At 62.2% G+C, this 20,133-nt stretch carries 20 protein-coding genes; 4 read left to right on the top strand and 16 right to left on the bottom strand.

Annotation, left to right across the window (positions count from 1 at the left end; genetic code table 11):
- Positions 1-49 precede the first annotated feature (49 nt).
- Both IF189_RS03315 and IF189_RS03310 read left to right on the top strand, forming a co-directional pair.
- On the top strand, positions 50-496 hold the full coding sequence (locus IF189_RS03315) for a TadE/TadG family type IV pilus assembly protein (protein WP_119429367.1): 447 nt from the start codon (positions 50-52) through the stop codon (positions 494-496).
- Positions 493-3,243 (top strand): ATP-binding protein, encoded by a 2,751-nt coding sequence (locus tag IF189_RS03310; RefSeq protein ID WP_134825356.1) that lies wholly within the window; start codon positions 493-495, stop codon positions 3,241-3,243. The genes IF189_RS03315 and IF189_RS03310 overlap by 4 nt, the downstream gene beginning before the upstream one ends.
- On the opposite strand, the gene IF189_RS03305 is transcribed toward IF189_RS03310, so the two are convergent.
- The 5 genes from IF189_RS03305 to IF189_RS03285 form a co-directional block, all read right to left on the bottom strand.
- Positions 3,240-5,237: a pilus assembly protein TadG-related protein gene (locus IF189_RS03305; protein ID WP_134825355.1), complete on the bottom strand. Its 1,998-nt coding sequence runs from the start codon at positions 5,235-5,237 to the stop codon at positions 3,240-3,242. The genes IF189_RS03310 and IF189_RS03305 overlap by 4 nt on opposite strands.
- Positions 5,238-5,385: 148 nt before the next feature.
- Positions 5,386-5,943 (bottom strand): DUF4136 domain-containing protein, encoded by a 558-nt coding sequence (locus IF189_RS03300; RefSeq protein ID WP_114881287.1) that lies wholly within the window; start codon positions 5,941-5,943, stop codon positions 5,386-5,388.
- Between the two features lie 54 nt (positions 5,944-5,997).
- On the bottom strand, positions 5,998-6,609 hold the full coding sequence (locus IF189_RS03295; protein WP_085732749.1) for a DUF4136 domain-containing protein: 612 nt from the start codon (positions 6,607-6,609) through the stop codon (positions 5,998-6,000).
- A 12-nt stretch (positions 6,610-6,621) separates the two neighbouring features.
- The gene (locus tag IF189_RS03290) at positions 6,622-7,371 is read right to left on the bottom strand and encodes a methyltransferase (protein WP_134825354.1); all 750 of its coding nucleotides are present in this window, start codon (positions 7,369-7,371) and stop codon (positions 6,622-6,624) included.
- Complete coding sequence (locus IF189_RS03285) at positions 7,371-7,673, bottom strand: MazG-like family protein (protein WP_134825353.1); 303 nt, start codon at positions 7,671-7,673, stop codon at positions 7,371-7,373. The genes IF189_RS03290 and IF189_RS03285 overlap by 1 nt, the downstream gene beginning before the upstream one ends.
- Positions 7,674-7,818: 145 nt before the next feature.
- On the opposite strand from IF189_RS03285, the gene IF189_RS03280 reads away from it, so the two are divergent.
- Together IF189_RS03280 and IF189_RS03275 are read left to right on the top strand one after the other, a co-directional pair.
- The gene (locus IF189_RS03280) at positions 7,819-8,112 is read left to right on the top strand and encodes a hypothetical protein (protein ID WP_085711241.1); all 294 of its coding nucleotides are present in this window, start codon (positions 7,819-7,821) and stop codon (positions 8,110-8,112) included.
- 37 nt (positions 8,113-8,149) lie between these two features.
- Positions 8,150-9,499: an MATE family efflux transporter gene (locus tag IF189_RS03275; protein WP_134825352.1), complete on the top strand. Its 1,350-nt coding sequence runs from the start codon at positions 8,150-8,152 to the stop codon at positions 9,497-9,499.
- Here the strand turns inward: IF189_RS03275 and IF189_RS03270 are convergent.
- The 11 genes from IF189_RS03270 to IF189_RS03220 all read right to left on the bottom strand — a co-directional run bounded on the left by IF189_RS03270 (position 9,493) and on the right by IF189_RS03220 (position 20,029).
- Positions 9,493-10,368: an alpha/beta hydrolase gene (locus tag IF189_RS03270; RefSeq protein WP_134825351.1), complete on the bottom strand. Its 876-nt coding sequence runs from the start codon at positions 10,366-10,368 to the stop codon at positions 9,493-9,495. The two genes, IF189_RS03275 and IF189_RS03270, sit on opposite strands and share 7 nt — an antisense overlap.
- Positions 10,369-10,385: 17 nt before the next feature.
- Positions 10,386-11,180, bottom strand: coding sequence for a DUF4123 domain-containing protein (locus IF189_RS03265; protein WP_134825350.1), 795 nt, complete (start codon positions 11,178-11,180; stop codon positions 10,386-10,388).
- Positions 11,177-12,520 (bottom strand): type VI secretion system Vgr family protein, encoded by a 1,344-nt coding sequence (locus tag IF189_RS03260; protein ID WP_134825349.1) that lies wholly within the window; start codon positions 12,518-12,520, stop codon positions 11,177-11,179. The genes IF189_RS03265 and IF189_RS03260 overlap by 4 nt, the downstream gene beginning before the upstream one ends.
- 232 nt (positions 12,521-12,752) lie before the next feature.
- Entirely contained in the window at positions 12,753-14,666 is a 1,914-nt protein-coding gene (gene speA, locus IF189_RS03255) for an arginine decarboxylase (protein ID WP_114881280.1), read from the bottom strand.
- Positions 14,667-14,885: 219 nt separating this feature from the next.
- Complete coding sequence (locus IF189_RS03250; protein ID WP_065260252.1) at positions 14,886-15,257, bottom strand: translation initiation factor Sui1; 372 nt, start codon at positions 15,255-15,257, stop codon at positions 14,886-14,888.
- Between the two features lie 187 nt (positions 15,258-15,444).
- A complete protein-coding gene (locus IF189_RS03245) occupies positions 15,445-16,002 on the bottom strand; it encodes an NUDIX hydrolase (protein WP_114881278.1) in 558 nt (185 codons plus the stop codon).
- A 3-nt stretch (positions 16,003-16,005) separates the two neighbouring features.
- The gene (locus IF189_RS03240; RefSeq protein WP_085711234.1) at positions 16,006-17,073 is read right to left on the bottom strand and encodes a DUF2333 family protein; all 1,068 of its coding nucleotides are present in this window, start codon (positions 17,071-17,073) and stop codon (positions 16,006-16,008) included.
- 136 nt (positions 17,074-17,209) lie between these two features.
- Entirely contained in the window at positions 17,210-17,629 is a 420-nt protein-coding gene (locus IF189_RS03235; RefSeq protein ID WP_318780487.1) for a hypothetical protein, read from the bottom strand.
- 53 nt (positions 17,630-17,682) lie between these two features.
- Positions 17,683-18,189, bottom strand: coding sequence for an Hcp family type VI secretion system effector (locus tag IF189_RS03230; protein WP_134825347.1), 507 nt, complete (start codon positions 18,187-18,189; stop codon positions 17,683-17,685).
- On the bottom strand, positions 18,168-18,884 hold the full coding sequence (locus IF189_RS03225) for a hypothetical protein (RefSeq protein WP_134825346.1): 717 nt from the start codon (positions 18,882-18,884) through the stop codon (positions 18,168-18,170). Before IF189_RS03225 ends, IF189_RS03230 begins: the two co-directional genes overlap by 22 nt.
- Positions 18,884-20,029: a DUF2515 family protein gene (locus IF189_RS03220; protein WP_134825345.1), complete on the bottom strand. Its 1,146-nt coding sequence runs from the start codon at positions 20,027-20,029 to the stop codon at positions 18,884-18,886. Before IF189_RS03220 ends, IF189_RS03225 begins: the two co-directional genes overlap by 1 nt.
- Positions 20,030-20,133: the final 104 nt, after the last annotated feature.

Here is a 20,133-nt window from a genome sequence, read left to right as displayed (position 1 = left end):
AATGATTCTATGCTGATACTACGCAGTGACTGTCAGGGTAGACGCACGGATGAAAACCGGCTCTCGGAAGGCGCAAAAAGGCGCGGTGGCGATCGAATTCGCCCTGGTGTTCGTGATCTTTTTCGCGGTGTTTTACGGCCTGGTCAGCTACGCCCTGCCGTTCGTGCTGATGCAGACGTTCAATCAGGCCACCGCTGAAGCGGTACGGCGCAGCGTCGCGGTCGACCCCACGACGCCCAACTACTCGACAGTCGTCGTCAACACCGCCAATGCCGCCCTGACCCAGCAGTTTTCAGGCCTGCCCAGCGCCCTGAACGTGGTGGTCGGCGTGGACACTTCAGCGATCTATGACACGACGCAGGGTACGCTCACCGTCAGCGTCAATTACCCCGTCAGCAAACTCAATCAGGTCATTCCGTTTCTGGTGTTGCCGGGCGTCGGCGCCGTCCCCAGCCTGCCCACCAACCTGACCGCCAGCTCGAGCCTGAAATTTTGACGTCCGGGGACAATCTGTTCGGCCGCCTGCTCAAGCGCGCGCCGCTGGCCGGCGACCTGCCGGACGTGCTCGGCTCACCCGCGACGGGCCTGCACCTGTACCTCGATGGCGAAGGCGTCGTATTGCAGATGGCCGGCCCCTTGCGCCTGTTGCTGGCACAGCAGATACCCCATGACAAACCGTTGCCACTGCACGATTTACTGCTGCCCCACAGCACCCTGGCGATCGAAGGCCGGCCACAGGAATGGCAAGGGCTGCTGCTGGACCTGGATTTCCCCGGCCTGGGCGAACAGACCCTGCACCTGCGCGGCTGGGCCCAGCCTCTGGGCAACGGCTGGCTGCTGCAACTGATCGACATTGCCGACCTCTTGTCCGAACGCCAGCAAGCCCATCAACGCGAGGCGTGCCAAGGGATTGCCGGGCAGATCAGCAAGCAGTTGCGCAGTTGCAGCCTGGGACGACTGCCGGTGGTCGTCAGCGATCAACTGCAGATCATCGCTCAGCGCTGGCAGATCCCCTGTGTGGCGCTCGCCTTGCTCAATGAGCAGGAACAGGTGTGGCAGGTTCACTACCAGTTCCACGCCCACGACGCACCCGCGCTGTGGCACGACGGCCAGCGCCTTGGTACGCCGCTGGACAGTCTCAATGGCACCGGCCCGCAACGCCTCGGCGCGCATTACGGCCAATATGAACATTCACGGGTGCAGGGGGTGTTCGGCAATGCCGAGGGGTTCGCCGTGCCCTACAGCGATGATCGAGGCGTGATGGCGTGGCTGCTCTGCGGCTTTTACGCAGTCGACAAGACCGCACCGTATCTGACCGACCGTGACTGGCTGATGCTGGCCGGCGCACTGGCGGGGCCGTTGCTCGGGCGTTTGCGTGAACAGCAGCATCAACTGCAACTGGAGCGCCTCGAGTCGTTGCAGACATTGCTGGGCACCGGCTGGTGGGAAATCGGCAGCAGTGGCGAACACATTCAACTGGCCCCGACGCTGGCCGCCACCCTGCAACAGGACACCTCGACGCTGACCCTGGAACACTGGCTGAACCTGATCCACCCCGCTGACCGCGAAGAAGTGCGCAGCCGCCTGCAGGCCCTGCAGATGCACGGAGAAATCCTCGATCTATGCGTGCGCCTGCATCCTCGCGACGCCAGTCAGACGCCGGCGTGGTATCGCCTTCAGGGGCAGGTCAGCGGCACCGGCGATCACCGCCGGCTGGCGGGCTTCATGCTGGACATCAGCGACATCAAGAACCAGCAGCAACTGGCCGCCGCGGCCCATGCGCGACTGGACAACCTGATCGCCAGCTCGCCGGCGGTCATCTACGTCCAGCACTACGTCGAAGGGGCCTTACTGCCGGCGTTTTTCAGCGCCAGCCTGCAACCGTTGCTGGGCTGGAGCCTGGAAGACTGCGATGCCGGTGCGTTGGTGGAGCGGATACACCCGGATGATCGGGCGCTGTATTTCGAACGCACCCGCCAGCTGTTGCGCGAGGGCTCGGTACGCGCCCGCTATCGCCTGCGTGACAGTCGCGGCGATTACCACTGGCTGCTCGACGAGGCCCGGCTGCTGCGCAATGACCTCGGCCTGCCGGTGGAAGCCGTCGGCTTGTGGCTGGACGTCACCGAAGCCACGCTGGCCGCCGAACAAGTCAGACAGAGTGAAGAACGCTATCGAATACTGGTGGAGGACTCGCCGGCGATGATCTGCCGCTATCGTCCGGACCTGATCCTGACCTTCGGCAACCAGCCGCTGGCGAAGTATCTGGAATGCGCGCCCGAAGAATTACCCGGGGTCAATCTGGGCAGCTGGATGTCGGACGTACAACGCGCAGACTTCGTCGAGCGTCTGGCGTTGTTGACCCCGGAGTCCCCCGTCAGCACCGCCGAAATCAATCTGCAATTGCCGGGGCGCGAGCATGCGTGGTGGGTGTGGTCGGATCGCGGCGTGTTCGATGAGCACGGGACACTGATCGAAGTGCAAGCCGTCGGCCGCGACAACACCGAAGTGCGCCGCTCCCAGCAGCAACTCACCCAGAGCGCGAAAATGGCCACCCTCGGCGAAATGGCCACCGGTCTCGCCCACGAAATCAATCAGCCGCTGAACGTCATGCGCATGGCCATCGTCAACGTGCAAAAGCGCCTGAGCAATGGCGACGTGCAGATCGATTACCTGACCGACAAACTCAACCGCATCGACGCCCAGGTCCAGCGCGCCGCGAAAGTGGTGGATCACATGCGGGTGTTCGGCCGCCGTTCGGAAATCGAACAACAACTGTTCAATCCCGCCAGCGCTATCGAAGGCACGCTGTCGCTGCTGGCCGAAGGCATGCGTGGCAAAGGCGTCGACTTGCGCATCAGTGAGACGGCTTTTGTCGTCCAGGTGCGCGGTTACGTCGATCAACTGGAGCAGGTGTTGATCAACCTGATGGTCAATGCCCGGGATGCTTTGTTGGGCAAGCGTGAGTCGGAGTCAGGCTTCAAACCGTGGATTTCAATCTATGCCGAACGGGATGAAGAAAAGGTGCGCCTGTGGGTCGAGGACAACGGCGGCGGCATTGATCCGCGTCTGCTGGAGCGGATTTTCGAACCGTTCTTCACCACCAAACCGGTGGGCGTCGGTACCGGTCTGGGGTTGTCGGTGAGTTACGGGATCATCGAGAACATGGGCGGCCATCTGAGCGTGCGCAACTCGGCCGACGGTGCGCGGTTCTGCATCGAACTGCCGATCGCCCCCGACGACTAGATGACGAGATACGCCTTGCCGGTCTGGCCGCAAGTCATGTTGGCGCCGACGTCCACGTCCATCAGATTGATGCCCAGCCCGTTGAGCAAGTTGTTCAGCAGCGGGTCGAGCAATGGGCTGACCAGATTGGTGATCAGCGGTTGCAGAATTGTCGTGACACCGCTGATCAGGCTGGCAACGCCAGTGATGATCGCCCCCAGCGGATTGCTGCCCTGCGGCTTGTAAACAATCAGATTGATCCCCGCCAGCGTGCTTGCCAGGCTGTTGACGATATTGCTGGTGGGCGCAGCGGAAATCACGCTCGGCGGCAGCTTCAGGTTGGGCGGCGTGGGGAACGGCGTGCCGCTGGAAAACACCAGATCCTGAGTGTTCTGCGCCACGCTGGTGTTGACCATGATCGCGATGCCGCCGGCGCCGTATTGCACGTGGGTGCTTTCGTCACAACTGCCGATCCCCAGAATCTTGTGACAGGTCACAGTGCCCAGATCCACCAGCGGCAACGGCGTGACCGTCGGTTCGGCAGATGAAGAAAAGGCGTTGGTCGGATCAATCTTGCCCACCTTGAGATCGGCAACGGAGGTGATGGTGTGGGCGGTCAGGCTCTTGGTCCCGGTGTTGCCGGTGGGGCAGCTGTAGTCGGTGACGTAACTGATGGCGCCGCCGGCATCGAGGCTGATGTCGATTTCCGGCGATGGCAGCAGCAACGGGTCCAGTTGCTCGCAACCGGCGCCGAGCAGGCAACCCACCGAATTCAGGGTGGCGACCAGGTTCAGACTGAGTAGCGCATTGAGCGTCGGGGTCAGGGTTCCGACCAGTCCCAGCACGGCGTTGGTCAGCCCGGTCACTCCGGACAACACCGGCAGATTCACCGAGAGCATCGTGCGGATCTGTGCCGTGCGCACATAAATACGGTTCGGCCCGGTGGGGTTGGCCTTGGCCAGCGCCGGATCGCCGATGGCGGAAAACTGCGGTGGCTCGATGACCTTGACCCGCACCGTGACATTGGCCAGCCCCAGCACGCTGATCGGCAGGGTGGCGGCCACCGCGCTGTTGCTGTTGGCCAGCTGGATCACGCCCTGGATCAGTTGCAGCAGTTGCAGATTGGCGTCGAGTCCGGCCGCCGTGGTGCCGGTCTGCAATTGCAGGATGTCACCCAGCTTGAGTGGCGCGGCATTGATCGCCGCCACTTGCAGTTGCCCCAGCGCGGTAATCACGTCGGCGGTTGCGCCATTGAGCTGGACCACCGTAATCGCGGCCTGGATCAATTGCGTCACGGTGGTCTGGGTATTGAGCAACTGGGTGTAGTTGCCGGCGGCGACGTTGAGGTTGATCGCCAGTTGATTCAGGTAGCTGAGCAGGTTGATGTCGGTGTTGAGCAGGCCGTTCCAGCCCACCGCCGTCAGATTCACACTGCCGCCCAGCAGGCCGGAGACCAGTGGATTGAGGATGCTCGACTGGGCGGTGCTGATGTTGGCCAGGTTGCTGCGGATGTTCAGTTGGGCCACGGTCGGCTGGGGTTGCGCGGCCACGGCCGAGGCATAGAGCACGGTGTTCAGGCTCAACGGCGTGCCGCTGAAGAGTGACTGCACGCCGCCGGCGAAACTGGTGGTCACGGTGTGGTTGGCCGCGACCTTGACCGCCACCGCCTGGGTGGCGTCCACGCTGAACGTGCGCAAACCGCTGGAGGCCGTTACCAGCTTGCCGCAGTCGACCACCAGCACGTTGTTCGCATCCGTGACAAAACCGTTGCGTGTCGCACTTTGCCCCGCGTAACTGGCCGCCGTGAGGCCCGGCAGGCAATTGCCGCCACGGCTGACCGCCTCCAGCGCCGCGTTATCCACCAGCCGCTGCAACTTGCGCTGTTCCATGTACAGACGGCCGGTGTCCACCACCAGCAACATCAGGATCAGCGCGAGACTTAGGGTCGCGGCCGCCATCAAGCCGATGGCCCCGCGCTGTCGGGCGGGGCCGCGACACTGCGAAAGACGCGACATGGCGCACTCCTTTGCCGGCGCACGGGCCGGGCGCAAGCTCCATTGGTGGATGTCAGTGTAGACGCGGCGCAACGACACTGCTGGCAACGCGCCAGCCGCTTCTCCATAAAAAACGGGAGCCATTGGCTCCCGTTTTTTGTGCGCAGGCTCAGCGCGGAGGGTAGTTCGACAGAATCCGCGTCACCGTTTCATGGATGGCGCTGCTGCGATCCGCCGGATTCGGCGTGCGACTAAGCATCTGTTCATCGCTGCCGCGCCACACCAGTTTGCCGTCCTTGCCGTCGAGCAGGTCGATCTGGATCGTCGCGACCTTGTAGGTGATGTTGCGGGTTTCGTTGTACATCGGTGCGCCCCAGTAACCGTTCCATGGGCCACCCCAACCACCGCCGTAGTTGGTGGTGACCTGTTGCTGGCGATCCTCGACGATCAGGTAGGTTTGCACACTCAAGTCACCCTTGGTGCCCGCAGCGGCCGGACGCAGGCCGCGCTGATCCAGTTGATCGGCGACGGACTGGCGAATCCGTTGTTCGGTCAGGTCGCTCTTGATCCGTGGGTCGTCGGGGCGGTATTGCAGGGCGGGTTCTTTCCAGCTCCAGCTGCGGTAGGCGGCAAAGTCGCGGCTGGCGTCAAAGTCATGATTGACCTGGTTGGCGGCGCAGGCACTGAGCAGCGCGGCCATGGCCAGTAAAGCAAAACGGCGGAACATGGTTTTTCTCCGGTGGAAAACATGAACCTGAGGGAGCTTCCGGTTCACGGGAAGCTAACTGGGAGGATACGCCGACATGGCCTTTTCGACAGCCTCGCGGATCGCATCGGCCCGGTCACTCTGATTGCCCTGGGTGCCGGTTTCGGCGCTGGCACTCCAGACCGGCTGACCGGTGCCGGCGTCGAACAGATCGACCCGTACCACCACGACCTGCTCCTGATAAGTACGGACAATCGGCACGGTGTTGTACATGCCGTAACCGCGGCCGTAACGGTCATAACCGCCATATCCGCCGTAGTAACCGTAATCGTCCTGGACCTGACGCAAGCGGGTTTCCAGGCTCAGGTTGGCGCTGACGAACAAGTCGGCCGGGCGATTGTCGTGCAACGGGCGCAAGCCGCGCTGGTCCAGCGCACTGCTGACCGCCTCGGCCACTTGCGCCGAATCCGCCCAGGCACTGCCCGGCGGCAGGCGTCCGTTGAGCCACGCCCAACTGCGGTAGCGCCCGTAATCCCGTGGCGGCGCGGGATAAGCGCTGCGGTCGAAGGTGGTCGCCGCTTGTGGTGGCGCCGGCGGCAAGGGCCGCGACTGCGCCACGTAAGGGTTGCTGCCCTGACACGCGGCCAACCCCAGACAGATCAGCAATAACCCGGAATGACCTTTCATTTCATGCTCCGATCAGATCGGCCGGCAGATCCAGTGCAAGTAGCGCCCAAGCCCGGCGAAGCTTGGGTGACGACGGTGGGCGAGCTCCATCTCGAGCAAATCAATCAACTCGGCACGAGCCTGGAATTCCACCGGCATGTAATCGTGGAAAACCCGGATCCCGCTCTGGGTTTCGACCTGCCACAACCCGTCGAGTTGCGTGGCCAGTTCCCGTGGATCGAGTGGCTGCTGCGGGGTCAGGCTCTGCTTTTCGCCGGCCATGTCGTTCTTGCGCATTTTCTTGAAATGGCCTTTGAGCAGATTGCGATAAACCAGCGCATCCCGGTTGTAGAACGCCAGCGACAGCCAGCCGCCGGGTTTGGTCAGTTGATGTAGCACCGGCAGGATCGCATGAGGTTCGGCGAGCCACTCGAGCACCGCATGGCAGATCACCACGTCATAGGGTTCGGTGAGTTGACCGAGCAGTTCCTGCCACGGCGCCTGAATGAACGTTGCGGTCTGCCCTGCCTCGGCGAAACGCTGACGCGCGCCTTCAAGCATCGGTTCAGCCGGCTCGGTGAAGGTCACGTCGTGCCCGCGCTCGGCCAGCCACAGCGACATGTGTCCCAGGCCGCCACCGATGTCCAGCACCCGCAACGGACGATCCGGCAAGGCTTCGGCGAGGTCGGCCTGCAGCACCGCGAGGCGGATCGCGCCTTTGGCGCCGCCGTAGATTTTTTCCGCGAAACGGGTCGCCAACTGATCGAAATGACGGTCGCTCATCAGCTGAACCGCCGTTCGCTGTCGGCGAGCTTGCTGCGCACCACTTCATTCATGTCCAGCCCCAGCTCGCTGCACAGCAGCAACAGATAAAGGACGATGTCACCGACTTCCTGGCCGGCGTGGGCCAGTTTGTCCGCCGGCAGTTCGCGGGACTGGTCTTCGCTCAGCCACTGGAAGATTTCCACCAGCTCGGACATTTCCACACTGGCGGCCATGGCCAGGTTTTTCGGGCTGTGAAATTGCCGCCAGTCATTGCGGTCGCGAATGGCGTGCAGGCGTTCGGTCAGTTCAACAAGGTTCATCGGGTTCTCCTGAAGGTGTATAGCTTCGGGGGGATGCCGCGCGAAGGCAAGGGGCAGCCACCACCCGGCAAACCCTCTATGCTTGCAGGGAACTCGGCCGCCCCCGGCGCGGCCCAAGGCTCAGCTCTTTCATCAGGATGCAAACATGCAGGTAGAAAGCTTTTTCGAATGGCTGGGCCAGGCGCTCGGCTCGATCATCCGCTTCATCGTCGACGGCCTGAGCGGCCTGTTCAACGTGCTGAGCCATGCTGGCGGCAACTTCGTCGACGGGCTGGCGAAGGCCCTGGGCATGGACACTTCGATCATCAGCATCATCGCGCTGATCGTCGGGCTGATGCTGCTGTGGTCGGCGATCCGCGCGTTCATGAATGCGTCGATCATTGCCGGGATCATCTGGCTGCTGCTGGGGTTGTGGCTGCTGAGCTGGATCATTCACTGACACCTCCCGCTACAATGCCGCTCCCCAAGGAGCCCGCATGTCCAACCTGATCGCCGACTGGCGCGACCGCCCGACCCACCGCCGGGTCTGGGCCCTCGCCGCCCCCATGATCCTTTCCAACATTTCCGTGCCGCTGGTGGCGCTGGTCGACAGCACCGTCATCGGTCACCTGCCTCACGCCCATCAGTTGGGCGCGGTGGCGGTCGGGGCCAGCCTTTACACCGTGCTGGCCTGGGCCATGGGTTTCCTGCGCATGGGCACCACCGGGTTCGCCGCGCAGGCGGCCGGGCGCAGCGATGGTGCGGCGCTGCGGCAGATCCTGCTGCAAGGCTTGTTGCTGGCGATGGGGCTGGCTCTGCTGCTGGGAGCTGTGGGCGTGCCGCTGAGCGGGGTCGCCCTGCACTTCATGCAGCCGTCGCCGGAACTCAATCAGTTGACCCGCGATTTCTTCCACACTCGTCTGTTCGGCCTGCCGGCGGCGCTGGCCAGTTATGCGCTGGTCGGCTGGTTCCTCGGCACCCAGAACGCCCGGGCGCCGCTGGCGATTCTGCTGACCACCAATCTGATCAACATCGTGCTGAATCTGTGGTTCGTCATCGGCCTGGACTGGGGCGTGGTCGGTTCGGCCCGGGCCTCGGTGGTCGCCGAATGGTGCGGCGCCCTGCTCGGCCTGGCGCTCACCCGCAAGGCCTTGCGCGCATATCCCGGCCATATCGTCTGGGCGGCATTGTGGGTGTGGCAGAGCTGGCGGCCGCTGCTGGGGGTCAACCGCGACATCTTCATCCGCAGCCTGGCGCTGCAGTCGGTGTTTTTTCTGATCACCGTGCAAGGCGCACGGTTGGGCGATGCCACAGTCGCGGCCAATGCGCTGCTGCTCAACGGCCTGCTGCTGACCGCCCATGCGCTGGACGGTCTGGCCCACGCGGTCGAGGCCTTGTGCGGGCATGCCATCGGCGCTCGCGATCGTCTTGCGCTACGTCGCTCGCTGGTAGTGGCCGGCGGCTGGTCGTTGCTGGCGAGCCTGGGTTTTGCTGCGTTGTTTCTGTTCGCCGGGCACTTGTTCATCGAAATGCAGACCGACATCCAGAGCGTGCGCGAAACCGCGTTCATCTATCTGCCTTATCTCGCCGTGCTGCCGTTGATTGCGGTGTGGAGCTACTTGCTCGACGGCCTGTTCATCGGCGCCACCCGCGCCCGGGAAATGCGCAATGGCATGCTGTTGACGGTCGCTCTGCTGCTGCCGTTCGCCTGGGCATTGAGCGGGCTGGGCAATCACGGGCTGTGGATATCTTTCCTGCTGTTCATGGTGCTGCGCAGCCTGACCCTCGGCACATTGGCCTGGCGACTGCGGCGCAACGACGGCTGGTTTGCCGGCGCCGCTCACTGAGACGGCGTGTGCCGGATGAAGGCGACAACCTGATCCAGTACCGGTGCCAGCCAACGTAATGGCCGAGACATTGTCGCCACCAGCGTCGCGTGGTTGGGCCGGGCGTAGTACAAATCCTGCACCGGCACGCCGGCCTCGCGCAGTGTTCGCGCCAGGCCGCCGGTATTTCGGGTCGGATCGACCAGGCTGTCGCGGCTCGCGGCAATCAACAGTGCGGGTGGCGCGCCGTGGCTGACATGCCGGATCGGCTGCGATTGCGGCGGCGAGTCCGGCCAGAAAAACACCGGGCGCACCTCAGGGTTCTTGATCGGCAGGAAATCGTAAGGCCCGGCCAGGCCGATCCAGCCACTCAGGTCGGCGGGGGACATCCCGACCGCGCCCAGCAGGCGCGAATCCAGCGCCAGCATCGATGCGTTGTAGGCCCCGGAGCTGTGTCCCATCAGGTACAGCCGCCGGGGATTGCCGGAATATTCATGGATATGGGCCCTGGTCCACGCGACGGCGCGAGCCCCGTCCTCGAGAAACGACGGGTAACGCACCTGCGGGTACAACCGATAGTCCGCCACCACCGTCACGATGCCCCGGGAGGCCAGCGCCTCGCCGACAAACCGGTAATCGCCACGCTCGCCACTGTTCCAGCTGCCGCCATAGAAAAACACCACAACCGGGGCGTCTTCGAGCAGATGGCGCGGCACGTAGACATCGAGCTTCTGGCGCGGCTCTTCTCCGTAAGCGATGTCTGCGGTTTTGACGTAGCTGTCCGCAGGCGTCAGGCCGTTGAGTATTTTAAGCGGCGAACAACCACTGAGTACCAACAGCAGAAAACCAGCGGGAATCGCGCAAAACCAATGCCGTAAAGAGTGGGCCATGCGCGCGAAACCTCGTGTCAGGATGGGTCGTTCTGCCAGCGGCGACGCAGATGATCGAGCCGCTCTTGCTGGGTCAACCCTTGTAGCGGTTGCACCAGTTCTGCGCGCGGATGCAGCAAGCGTAGCCACAACCAGTCGTCCAGCACCGACCGTTCGCTGAAACCCAATGTCAGGCCTTGTTCAACGTGAGAGGACAGCGTGCAGTAATCGGTTCCCGTCGATTGGCTCCAGCGCCAGATATGCTGTTCCAGCAGGCAGCGATGCAGGCGCTCGCGTTGATGACGGGTCAGCCCCTGTTCAATCTCCAGCGGCTCTACGTCCAGGCCCGGGTTGCGCAGTTGTTGCCAGCCCAGGCTGCCGCTGGCCCGGTCAGCCCAGGTACCGCCGAACCAGCGCAGCCAGTTGATCGGTCCGAGCCAGCAGCTCAATTGACGAGCATCGCAGGCGTCGAAAAAGTAGCTGGCGGTCTGCCGGTCGTAGTAATTGAGCAGCGCACGATGATTCAGGCCCACAGAGACTGTCAGCATCCGCTGCAAATGCGCACGCAGCGATTCAATCGAGGCATCGCTGCCCAGCAGCAGCCCGCACCAGGTGTGCGGATCGGTGTGGCACAACGCCGACAGCACCGGGCAATCGCGCAAATCGACCAACAACGGCCCCTGCTCGCACACGGGCTGAAACTCCGTACCGTCAAACAGCTTCAGGCTCGGTACGCCAGAGAACGCCTGACGCAACACGCTCAACGCCTGCGGTGAATGCACGACATCCAGCAAAAGCCATTGCGCACGCTGCCCCGGTACCTTCCCGCTCATCGTCCGTCGCCAGGGCTGAGTCCGGTGACCAGTCGACAGCTGCATACCAACTCCCGACAGTGCCGGTAGCTACCGCCCCCTGGCATCAGACATAACAGCAGCAAAGGCTCGCGCGCACTCAGCCATGGCGCCAGGCCTTCACTTGCCAGGGTGTCGGGCAGCGGGAGCGGTTCGTCATCCCCCTGGCTTTCGGCGCTTGCCACCGGCTGCAGAACACCACTGATCACCGGCTGCTCGGGGTCGCCTTCGATAAAGCTCACGACCACCTCGACGCCTTCATGCAATGACGTCAGCGTCGTATCCGCCAACGCCGGGGCCAATGGCAGCCAGCAGTGGCTGGGTTTTGCCCCCTCGCCCTGATAGAGCCAGTCGAACTGCACCGCGACCGGCCGTGAACGATCCGGTTGTGGCTCGTCGACCGCCACCACCCAGGCCCGCTGCAGACTGCCCATGCGCAATACCGGACGTTCGACGACCGGTTCACACGCCTTCAGGTGCTCGGCGGCACAGAGGCGGTTGCTGTAGGAGGGTTCGAGCATCTGATCAGCGCGGTGCTCGATACGGGTCAACAGCCAGTGGTTGTCGCACTCTGCAAACGGCTGCGGGGACAAACTCAGCCACCAACCGCAACGCAGGGTTGGCATGTCCGAATGTCCCTGCGCCGTCCGGGAATGCACAGCTGCCTCAGAGGCTCCGCTGGCTTGCTCTCGAATCAGCCAACGGCGCACCGCAGGAGCCGACGCATGAGCATCGAATGTCACCACCCCCGCTCGCGGCAACCGCGCCGGGTTGTCGCCAAACACCAGACAATGGCTCTCGCGCCCATGCTCGAAGTGATAGTGGATCCGCGACTGCGCGCACAGACGCTGCAGCAGTTGCAGGTCCGATTCACCGTATTGGGTACAGAATCTGCGGGGCGGATGATCGGCCTGCAATTCGAACCGGCGCTGATGGCCGGTAATGCCGTGCTCCCTGAGCATCTGATCGAGAATCTGTGGCACCGATCGGCCACTGAACATTCGCTGGCTATGGCGCAGCCCCAGACATCCCAGCTTCGGACCCAGCCGCGCCCGGCACAACCGGACGCCGTCGCCATGTTCATGCTGGACGAGGCCCTGCAACTGTCCGTGCACCCCATTGCCAGGAGGCCCGAAGCACAGGCGTGCCGAGCGATACAACAGACCGGCAAGGTCGAGATGAGGATCGTCGATCAACAGATCGATTTCGAACGCAAAAGGCTCGCTGATCGCCTCGCAACCGGTAAAGGCCAGGACTTCGAGGGGGGCGGACAGACCCGCGACATCGAGACAAAACGACGGCTCGTCGGCTGGATCGAACATGGGCGATTCTCTACAGGAGGGGCGGCCGGGGATTCTCGCTGAGAGCCATGGCCGAGTAGAGAGCCGAAGTACAAATTAGGAAATGGCCTACGCGAAAAGCAGACGACATCACTTTTCTTGTGAGGATGAAGGTCATTTCGCTAGCAGAAAAAGAGAAGTCGCATCAGGTCATCCGAAACTTCCGCTGCGTGCGGAACAATTTCAGACAACCCGATGGATTCGGAACCTGCCGTCAGGAAGACAGGTAAGAGGAACGGGTCAGCCCCAGGCGCAATGCATCGAGGAACTGGGTGCGCTCGCTGGCGCTGATGCGGGCACTGGCGCACTTGTCGCGGTAGTGGGTCATCAGCTCTTCCGGCGACAGGTGCACGTAGCGCAGCATGTCTTCGATGGTGTCGTGGGTCTCGATCCCGGCGTGGTACACGCTGCCGTCGGCGTTCTGGTAGATGTTCACCGAGTCGGTGTCACCGAACAGGTTGTGCATGTCGCCGAGAATTTCCTGATAGGCGCCGACCAGGAACACGCCCAGCAGGTAGTCTTCACCTTCGTTCAGCCCGTGCACCGGCAGGCTGGTCTCGATGCTCTGCTCGTCGACGTACTGGTTGATCTTGCCGTCGGAGTCGCAGGTCAGGTCTTGCAGCACCGCGCGACGCAGCGGCTCTTCGTCGAGACGGTGCAGCGGGATGATCGGCAGGACCTGATCGATCGCCCAGGTGTCCGGCAGGCTCTGGAATACCGAGAAATTGCAGATGTACTTGTCGGCCAGCTTGTCGTTGAGTTCGTCCAGCACCTGACGGTGCGAACGCTGACGCGCCTTCAGCGAGTTGTGCAGGCGACGGCACACGGCGAAGTAGCACTGCTCGGCCAGGGCCTTCTCGGCCAGGGTCAGCTTGCCGTCGGCGTACTGGGCGGCCACGTCGCTCATGTAGTGAGTGGCGCGCCAGTAGGTTTCGGTGACCATTTCGATGTCGGTCGGGCCGAGCAGGTCAACCAGCCACTGCACGGTTTCCGGCAGCGCTTCCTTGTTCTCGATCTGCGGCACGTCGTCGTTGTGCTTCTCGACGTCGGTCACCTGCACCACCAGCATCGCGTGGTGCGCGGTCAGCGAACGGCCGCTCTCGGAGAAAATGTGCGGATGCGGCAGGCTCTGCGCATCGCAGAATTCCTTGAGCATGCCGACCACGACACCGGCGTAGTCATCCATGTCGTAGTTGATCGAGCTGGCGTTGCGTGAGTGGGTACCGTCGTAGTCCACACCCAGACCGCCGCCGACGTCGATGTGATCGACCGGCAGACCGAGGTTGCGCAGCTCGCCGTAATATCGGATCGCTTCCTTGAAACCGTGCTGGTAGTCGGCCAGGTTGGCGATCTGCGAACCCATGTGGAAGTGCAGCAGACGGATGCCCTGATCCAGACCCGCCGCGCGGAAACGCTCGACCACCGACAGCAGTTGCGCCGCCGACAGACCGAACTTGGATTTCTCGCCACCGGTATCCGCCCACTTCGACGAGGCCAGCGACGACAGGCGCACGCGCAGGCCGACCTGTGGCTTGACCCGCAGCGAGGCGGCTTCTTCGATCACCAGCCCGACCTCGGATTCTTTCTCGATCACAATGAACACGTTGTGGCCGAGCTTCTGGCCCATCAGCGCCAGACGGATGAACTCGCGGTCCTTGTAACCGTTGCAGACGATGGTGCCGCCCTTCGGCGCCAGCGCCAGCACGGCCAGCAGCTCAGGCTTGGAGCCGGCTTCCAGACCGATGGAGACATTCTGGGTGGCGATGATGTTTTCGATCACCGCTTCCTGCTGGTTGACCTTGATCGGGTACAGCGCGGTGTATTTGCTCTGGTATTCCAGACGCTCGATGTTCGAGTCGAAAGCACCGGTCAGCTGACGCACGCGGTCTTGCAGGATGTCGGGGAAACGCACCAGCAGCGGCAACGACAGGCCGCTCTTGCGCAACTGGTCGACCTGTTCGAACAAGTCGATCGGTGAACTGCTCGGGCCGTTCGGACGAACTTCGACGCGACCGGCGTCATTGATCGCGAAATACCCGGCCCCCCAATGGCGAATCCCGTAAACACTGCGGCTGTCCGCAACTGTCCATTGGCTGCCATCGTCTTTGCGTGTGCGTCGTACGGACATCGAAGTCCCCTATAAAGAAGTCATAGTGCGTCGCCTGATTGCAGGCCGGCGCAGTCTAAAGAATGAAAATGACGGTTCGTCAGCGGGGCGGTAGACCGCGCTGACAGCGTTGAGTTTAGAAACCGGTCATGAACAGGCTCTGTGAAAACCATGGAGACGACGCCGGGACTGATGACAATCAGAGCCGGATCAAGCCGCTGGTGGTTTTCACAGAGGCTGCTAGCCGCCGGACTTCTTCGCCTTGAAACCGTGCTTGACCAACTCGGCCAAGAGTAGCTCGACATGATCGCCCTGGATCTCGATGACCCCGTCTTTCAACGCACCGCCGGTGCCGCAACGCTTCTTCAACGTTGTCGCCAGCTCTTTGAGTGCGTCTTCGGCCAGGGGCACGCCGGTGATGGTGGTCACCGTCTTGCCGCCACGGCCCTTGCTCTCGCGGCGTACGCGGGCAATGCCGTCGCCGGCCGGGATCACGGTTTGTCTGCAGATACAGGCGTCCACCGGCTTACTGCATTCCGGGCAATGACGACCTGCGTCGGTGGAAAATACCAGGCCGCCCAGGGCGGCGAAGGATGCGGCTTTTTTGGCCACCGGCAATCCTCTCGGGAGGACAAAGACTGATCGCAGCCTTGGGCAAGGCTATCGACCGCGAAGCCCCACTCAGGCAGGGGCAGCGCTACTGCACCGGTTGCTCCTGTAAAGCAGGCCGGCACAGCTTGAAAAGGTCGCGCAGTGTAACGGCAAAAACGCCGATTGCTAAGTGCCAATCGGCGCCAATTTATGAGTTCTTTGCGACGTCGCTTCGTTGAGCCTTCAGATAGCGCTTCAAGGCTGCCAGAGAGTCCGGGCAATAAGGCTTTTGCTCGATTTCCAGCATCACCTGATCGACCGGAATGAAGCGCGCTTCGAGCACTTCTTCCGGCTGCAGGATCAGCGGCCCGTCCCACACCGCCGAGAACGCCGAACACCACAGGCGATTGCCGGGGTCCTCGAAGTAGAAATGGTCATGGGCCGTCAGTTCGACGCCGCTCACCCCCAACTCTTCTTCCAGCTCACGGGCCGCCGACTCGGCGTATGTCTCGTTTGCCTGCACCATGCCGCCGGCCGCCACGTCCCAGTAGCCGGGATAAATGGCTTTGCTCAGGGTCCGCCGATGGACACAGAGTTCACCGGCGGAGTTGAACAGCATGATGTAGGTGCCGCGTCCGATCAGCCCGCGCTCGCGCAAGTCGGAACGGACGAGGGATCCGAGCAGGTTGTCCTGCTCGTCGACCCAGGCGATCTGTTCGGCGTCCGAGGCGGCGCGGTGGGCCGCCTCTCTGGCGTTGTCGCTCATGACTCAGCCCTGGTTGAGCAGTTGACGAAGATCGATCACGGCGGCGTTGGCCCGGGAAATATAGTTGGCCATCACCAGCGAGTGGTTGGCCAGAATGCCGAAACCGCTGCCGTTGAGAATCATCGGGCTCCAGACGGTTTCCTGGGAAGCCTCCAGCTCACGGATGATCTGACGCACGCTGACCGTGGCGTTCTTCTTCGCCAGCACGTCGGCGAAATCGACTTCGATGGCACGCAACAGGTGCGACAGCGCCCAGGCCTGGCCACGGGCTTCATAGAACACGTTGTCGATCTGCATCCACGGGGTCTCGACGACTTCTTCGTCGACCTGCGGCACTTCGCCCACCGCCGGGACTTCGGTTTTAAGCGCGGTGTTCAGTTTGACGCGACCGACACTGGCCGACAGCCGTTGCGACAGCGATCCGAGACGCGTACCGACGTCGCCCAGCCAGTTGTTCAGGTTGTCGGCGCGGGCGTAGAACAGCGCATTCTTTTGCGTCGGGTCAGACAGGCGTGCCTGATAACGGCTCAGGGAGTTGATGCCTTCCTGGTATTCCGACTCGCTGGACGGCAGGATCCAGCTCTTGTTGTCGAAGTTGAAGCGCGGTTCGGCCTTGGCCAGATCGGCGTCTTCAGCCGATTGCGACTGTGAGCGGGCGAAGTCCTTGCGCAGGGCACGGGTCAGGTCGCGCACCTGGACCAGCACGCCATATTCCCAGCTCGGCATGTTGTCCATCCACAGGCCCGGCGGGAAGCGGTCGTTGGAAATGTAGCCACCCGGCTTGTTCAGCAGGGTGCCGGCGACGGTCTTGAGGGTTTCGACGGTGGTGTAGCCGACCACCATCTGCTTGCCTTCCTTCTCGGCGGCCAGCTGGGCGTTCTGCGCCACGGGGAACAGGGCCGGCTCCTCGCTCCAGTACCAGCCAAGGGCGATGGTCACCAACAGATAAATACCAACCAGCGTGGCCAGCGCGCGGCTGAACAACAGGCCGCCCACATAGCTGCGGGCGGCGGATTTCGGCTCGGCGGCACGTTCGGGCGCGCTGCCCGCGCGATTCTTCCAGTCCAGCATGGCGATATCCTTTCAATCTTGGGTTCAACGGTTCGACAGCAACCATACAACAACGTGCCTCGACCCGGCACCCACGATTGGGCATCGAATTGAAACAACCGGACACCGCCGGTGAGCGAAAGGATAGACGCACGCTTCAGATGTTGAAGATCCGCATCGAAATCTGCCGGACATCATCCGCCGTAAATAGATGTGCAATGCCCGAGGCGTCAGTGCGGCGCTGGGTGGGAACCCCGTCAACCGTTGCAATGTACGGCTGCTGTGCCAGGGGTTCGCCTGTCATGCTGTCGACCAGGCGAAAGATCCGCGGGGTTCGGGTCGGCTGGGGCGGAGGATTGTTCATCAGATCCAGCACCGCCTGATCGAAGACTGCCGCGGCGACCGGCCAGTCGCCAGTCTCTGCGTCGACCATGAGCAACAGCCATTCCCCCTGTTCGACCTGCTCCAGCACTTCGCTGTCCAGATCGATCGCAAGGCCGGCCCGCAACTGATCCAGACCTTCGAGCGGTTGCCGGTCAAGCAACACTTTGCATACCCGCTCCAGCGCCTGATCCACCGGATAAACCTGCCGGCGCTCAAGCTGGGTAACCTGCGAACGATGAACCAGCCTCACGCCTGCCCCTCGCTCTGCCATTCATCGGAGCCCATCGTCCGGCTGATCTCGTGCCTCCAGTAGATGCGTCGGTAGCTGAACTGGACCTTTTCCCGTTGCGTCAGGTGGGAAACGCCCGGGTCCTGACAATCCGGCATCAATACTTCGGCACTGACGATCAGCGCGTCCTCCAGCTCTATCGTATAGAAGTGCTCCTGAGTGCCGTGGGCCGATGTGCGATACAACTCCACACGACACTTGCTCAGCAGTTCACCGGAACACATTGCGATCTGGATCAACGGCGAAGCCTTGTCGAGGGTTTTGGTGATGACCAGAGGCTTGTGCAGCCGTCGCCCGGCACCGGCGCCCCTGGGCACGACAATGCCATGACTCAGGGACTGGAGCATGATCTGGTCTTCGCGCCCGGTCTGATAGCTGTTGCCCACCGATGCTTCGGTGAAGGCACCGGCGCTGATCAGGCCCTGGCGGCTGCCGTGGATAGTCATGAAGGCCGGGGTTGGCATGGAATCGCTCCTTTTTGCGGTTGAGGCGGGGGAAAGGGGTGGGGTTCTTCGTAAAGATCTTCCATGTCCTCGAAGGGTATCCACGGCTCGGCAACGGCGAGGGTGATGAGATAGCGTTCTTGGTCGGGGTGTCTGGAGTCTCGAAAGCGCGAAAGGACCAACATCACCTGATATTTGTCGCCGGCCTGCCAATAGGAGTATCCAGCGCGCCTCCCTGGACCGAGAAATGCCCGCCACTCGGGCGTGTCAGCCATGGTAGGACGGCGTGGCAGGCCAACTGGTTTCCATCCCGCCGCGCACCATTGAGCTTGCAGATCAAGTACGACTTTCATGGCATCGTCGATCAACAATGGCTCGACTTGCGGGGACATGCGCACGTCATCTATTACGTTGTCGTTGAAGCCGACCGAGAGAAACCGGGACAGCGGCGTTTCAAATCCGTACTGAGGATCGACAAATCGCATTCGCGCATCAGTCTTCGGCATCCCGCCCCAGATGTGTCCACGGATCAACGGGCTGAAGGGCGCCGTGGAGTGCTCGCGCAAATAGTCGTAGGTTTCCCCCAGTTTCAAGGTAACCACAGGCTCGTCCCACAAGGGCTGTGTTAGCTGGCGTGCGACGAGCACTGCCAACACAGAAGCAAGCGTCAGCCACGCCCAACGACGCCAATTGAAAAAACGGGACCGCCAGCGCATCAGACCCCCTTCATGGCGGCGATCTCAAGGATGGATTGCACAAGGGCATCCCTGTTGCCGTCATTGAGCATCTGGTCGAAACGGAAGGCCGCTCGCAGTACGAATTCCATTCGCTGATTGATATCGGACAAATCTGCCAGTGGGTTGCTGCCAAAATCGATAGTGCGACCATCGATGCGCTGGCATTGGCTGGTGAGGGTCAGCTCGATCGCCTGGGCCACACCAGACGGAAAGCCGGTGACGTAAGAAAAGTGATTACCCCGTAAAAGTGCCGCCAGCTGCCGATTTTCATAAATGGCGGGCTGGAGCACATTTCGCTGCTCGTGAAACGCCAGATGCTCGACACTATCGGCAATGTTGCCAGCCTCTATCGCCTCAAAACCTTTCAGGATTTCTTTGGTCGCCAAACCAAAAGGAAGCACTGTTTCCTCTACCGGCCAAAGCACCGGAAGTCGTGCATGCCCATAAATGTCCTTCCGGTACTCAAGACACTTCTTCAACTCCGCCAACCCACGCACAGCATAAAACTGATGCAGCGGATAAACATCCAGAAACAGCGTGGTATTGCCCATCGCCATCATGTCGTACACATGCCGGTACTGTTGCTGCACCAATGACAGCTCTTCACCCGGCGCGCGAAAGTCCAGCGAAGGCACGGGATTGCGCCCCCTCGCCTGTTCGTATTCTTTCCAGGCCTCGGCCTGATCGGGAATTTTGTCCGGGGTCAACAGCCCGGACTCACGGCGCCCGTCCCGTACCTGCTGCCGCGCCTCATGCTCCTGCCGGATCAGCTCGATGCTGTTTGACGCATGCAGCAGTCCACAGCCGACCTGCTTGGAAGCGAACGCCGCCAGCCCCGCCCACTGGAACCGCGAATCATGCAGCCACAGCCGGGCATAAGCGGCGTTGATCGCCCGATTGCGCTGCACCGGATCGGCAATCAGCATCCCGTCAGGGGCAACGACCTTCTCGGCCTCTTGCTGAAAGCGGCGCCAGACGCACTGACAGGTCAGCACCGGCACTTCGGTCACCCGCACCTTCTCGCCGTACAACACTTCTTCGTTGCACTGACAGTCGGCAACAGGCGTGGTGTTGTGATTCAGACGCAGACCGTCGCTGGGGTGTTCGTTGAAACACTGAGTCATGTCCGGGCAAATATCTCGTAGGGGTTTCCCTGACCCTATCAGCCGGAGATCCCTTCAAAACCGGCTCAGCGAAAAATCAGAAATCCCCGACAGAATCCACCCTT

Source organism: Pseudomonas sp. IzPS59, assembly GCF_014863505.1.
GTDB classification, from domain to species: Bacteria; Pseudomonadota; Gammaproteobacteria; order Pseudomonadales; family Pseudomonadaceae; genus Aquipseudomonas; species Aquipseudomonas kribbensis.
Note: the sequence above shows the minus strand (reverse complement) of the source record. Positions and strands in the feature narration are given on the sequence as shown.

What these genes read in the sequence shown, in the direction of transcription:
- IF189_RS03315 (WP_119429367.1), top strand. Translation starts at nt 50, where the DNA reads ATGAAAACCGGCTCTCGGAAGGCGCAAAAAGGCGCGGTGGCGATCGAA.
- IF189_RS03305 (WP_134825355.1), bottom strand. Translation starts at nt 5,237, where the DNA reads ATGTCGCGTCTTTCGCAGTGTCGCGGCCCCGCCCGACAGCGCGGGGCC.
- IF189_RS03300 (WP_114881287.1), bottom strand. Translation starts at nt 5,943, where the DNA reads ATGTTCCGCCGTTTTGCTTTACTGGCCATGGCCGCGCTGCTCAGTGCC.
- IF189_RS03295 (WP_085732749.1), bottom strand. Translation starts at nt 6,609, where the DNA reads ATGAAAGGTCATTCCGGGTTATTGCTGATCTGTCTGGGGTTGGCCGCG.
- IF189_RS03290 (WP_134825354.1), bottom strand. Translation starts at nt 7,371, where the DNA reads ATGAGCGACCGTCATTTCGATCAGTTGGCGACCCGTTTCGCGGAAAAA.
- IF189_RS03285 (WP_134825353.1), bottom strand. Translation starts at nt 7,673, where the DNA reads ATGAACCTTGTTGAACTGACCGAACGCCTGCACGCCATTCGCGACCGC.
- IF189_RS03280 (WP_085711241.1), top strand. Translation starts at nt 7,819, where the DNA reads ATGCAGGTAGAAAGCTTTTTCGAATGGCTGGGCCAGGCGCTCGGCTCG.
- IF189_RS03275 (WP_134825352.1), top strand. Translation starts at nt 8,150, where the DNA reads ATGTCCAACCTGATCGCCGACTGGCGCGACCGCCCGACCCACCGCCGG.
- IF189_RS03270 (WP_134825351.1), bottom strand. Translation starts at nt 10,368, where the DNA reads ATGGCCCACTCTTTACGGCATTGGTTTTGCGCGATTCCCGCTGGTTTT.
- IF189_RS03265 (WP_134825350.1), bottom strand. Translation starts at nt 11,180, where the DNA reads ATGAGCGGGAAGGTACCGGGGCAGCGTGCGCAATGGCTTTTGCTGGAT.
- IF189_RS03260 (WP_134825349.1), bottom strand. Translation starts at nt 12,520, where the DNA reads ATGTTCGATCCAGCCGACGAGCCGTCGTTTTGTCTCGATGTCGCGGGT.
- speA (WP_114881280.1), bottom strand. Translation starts at nt 14,666, where the DNA reads ATGTCCGTACGACGCACACGCAAAGACGATGGCAGCCAATGGACAGTT.
- IF189_RS03245 (WP_114881278.1), bottom strand. Translation starts at nt 16,002, where the DNA reads ATGAGCGACAACGCCAGAGAGGCGGCCCACCGCGCCGCCTCGGACGCC.
- IF189_RS03240 (WP_085711234.1), bottom strand. Translation starts at nt 17,073, where the DNA reads ATGCTGGACTGGAAGAATCGCGCGGGCAGCGCGCCCGAACGTGCCGCC.
- IF189_RS03230 (WP_134825347.1), bottom strand. Translation starts at nt 18,189, where the DNA reads ATGCCAACCCCGGCCTTCATGACTATCCACGGCAGCCGCCAGGGCCTG.
- IF189_RS03225 (WP_134825346.1), bottom strand. Translation starts at nt 18,884, where the DNA reads ATGCGCTGGCGGTCCCGTTTTTTCAATTGGCGTCGTTGGGCGTGGCTG.
- IF189_RS03220 (WP_134825345.1), bottom strand. Translation starts at nt 20,029, where the DNA reads ATGACTCAGTGTTTCAACGAACACCCCAGCGACGGTCTGCGTCTGAAT.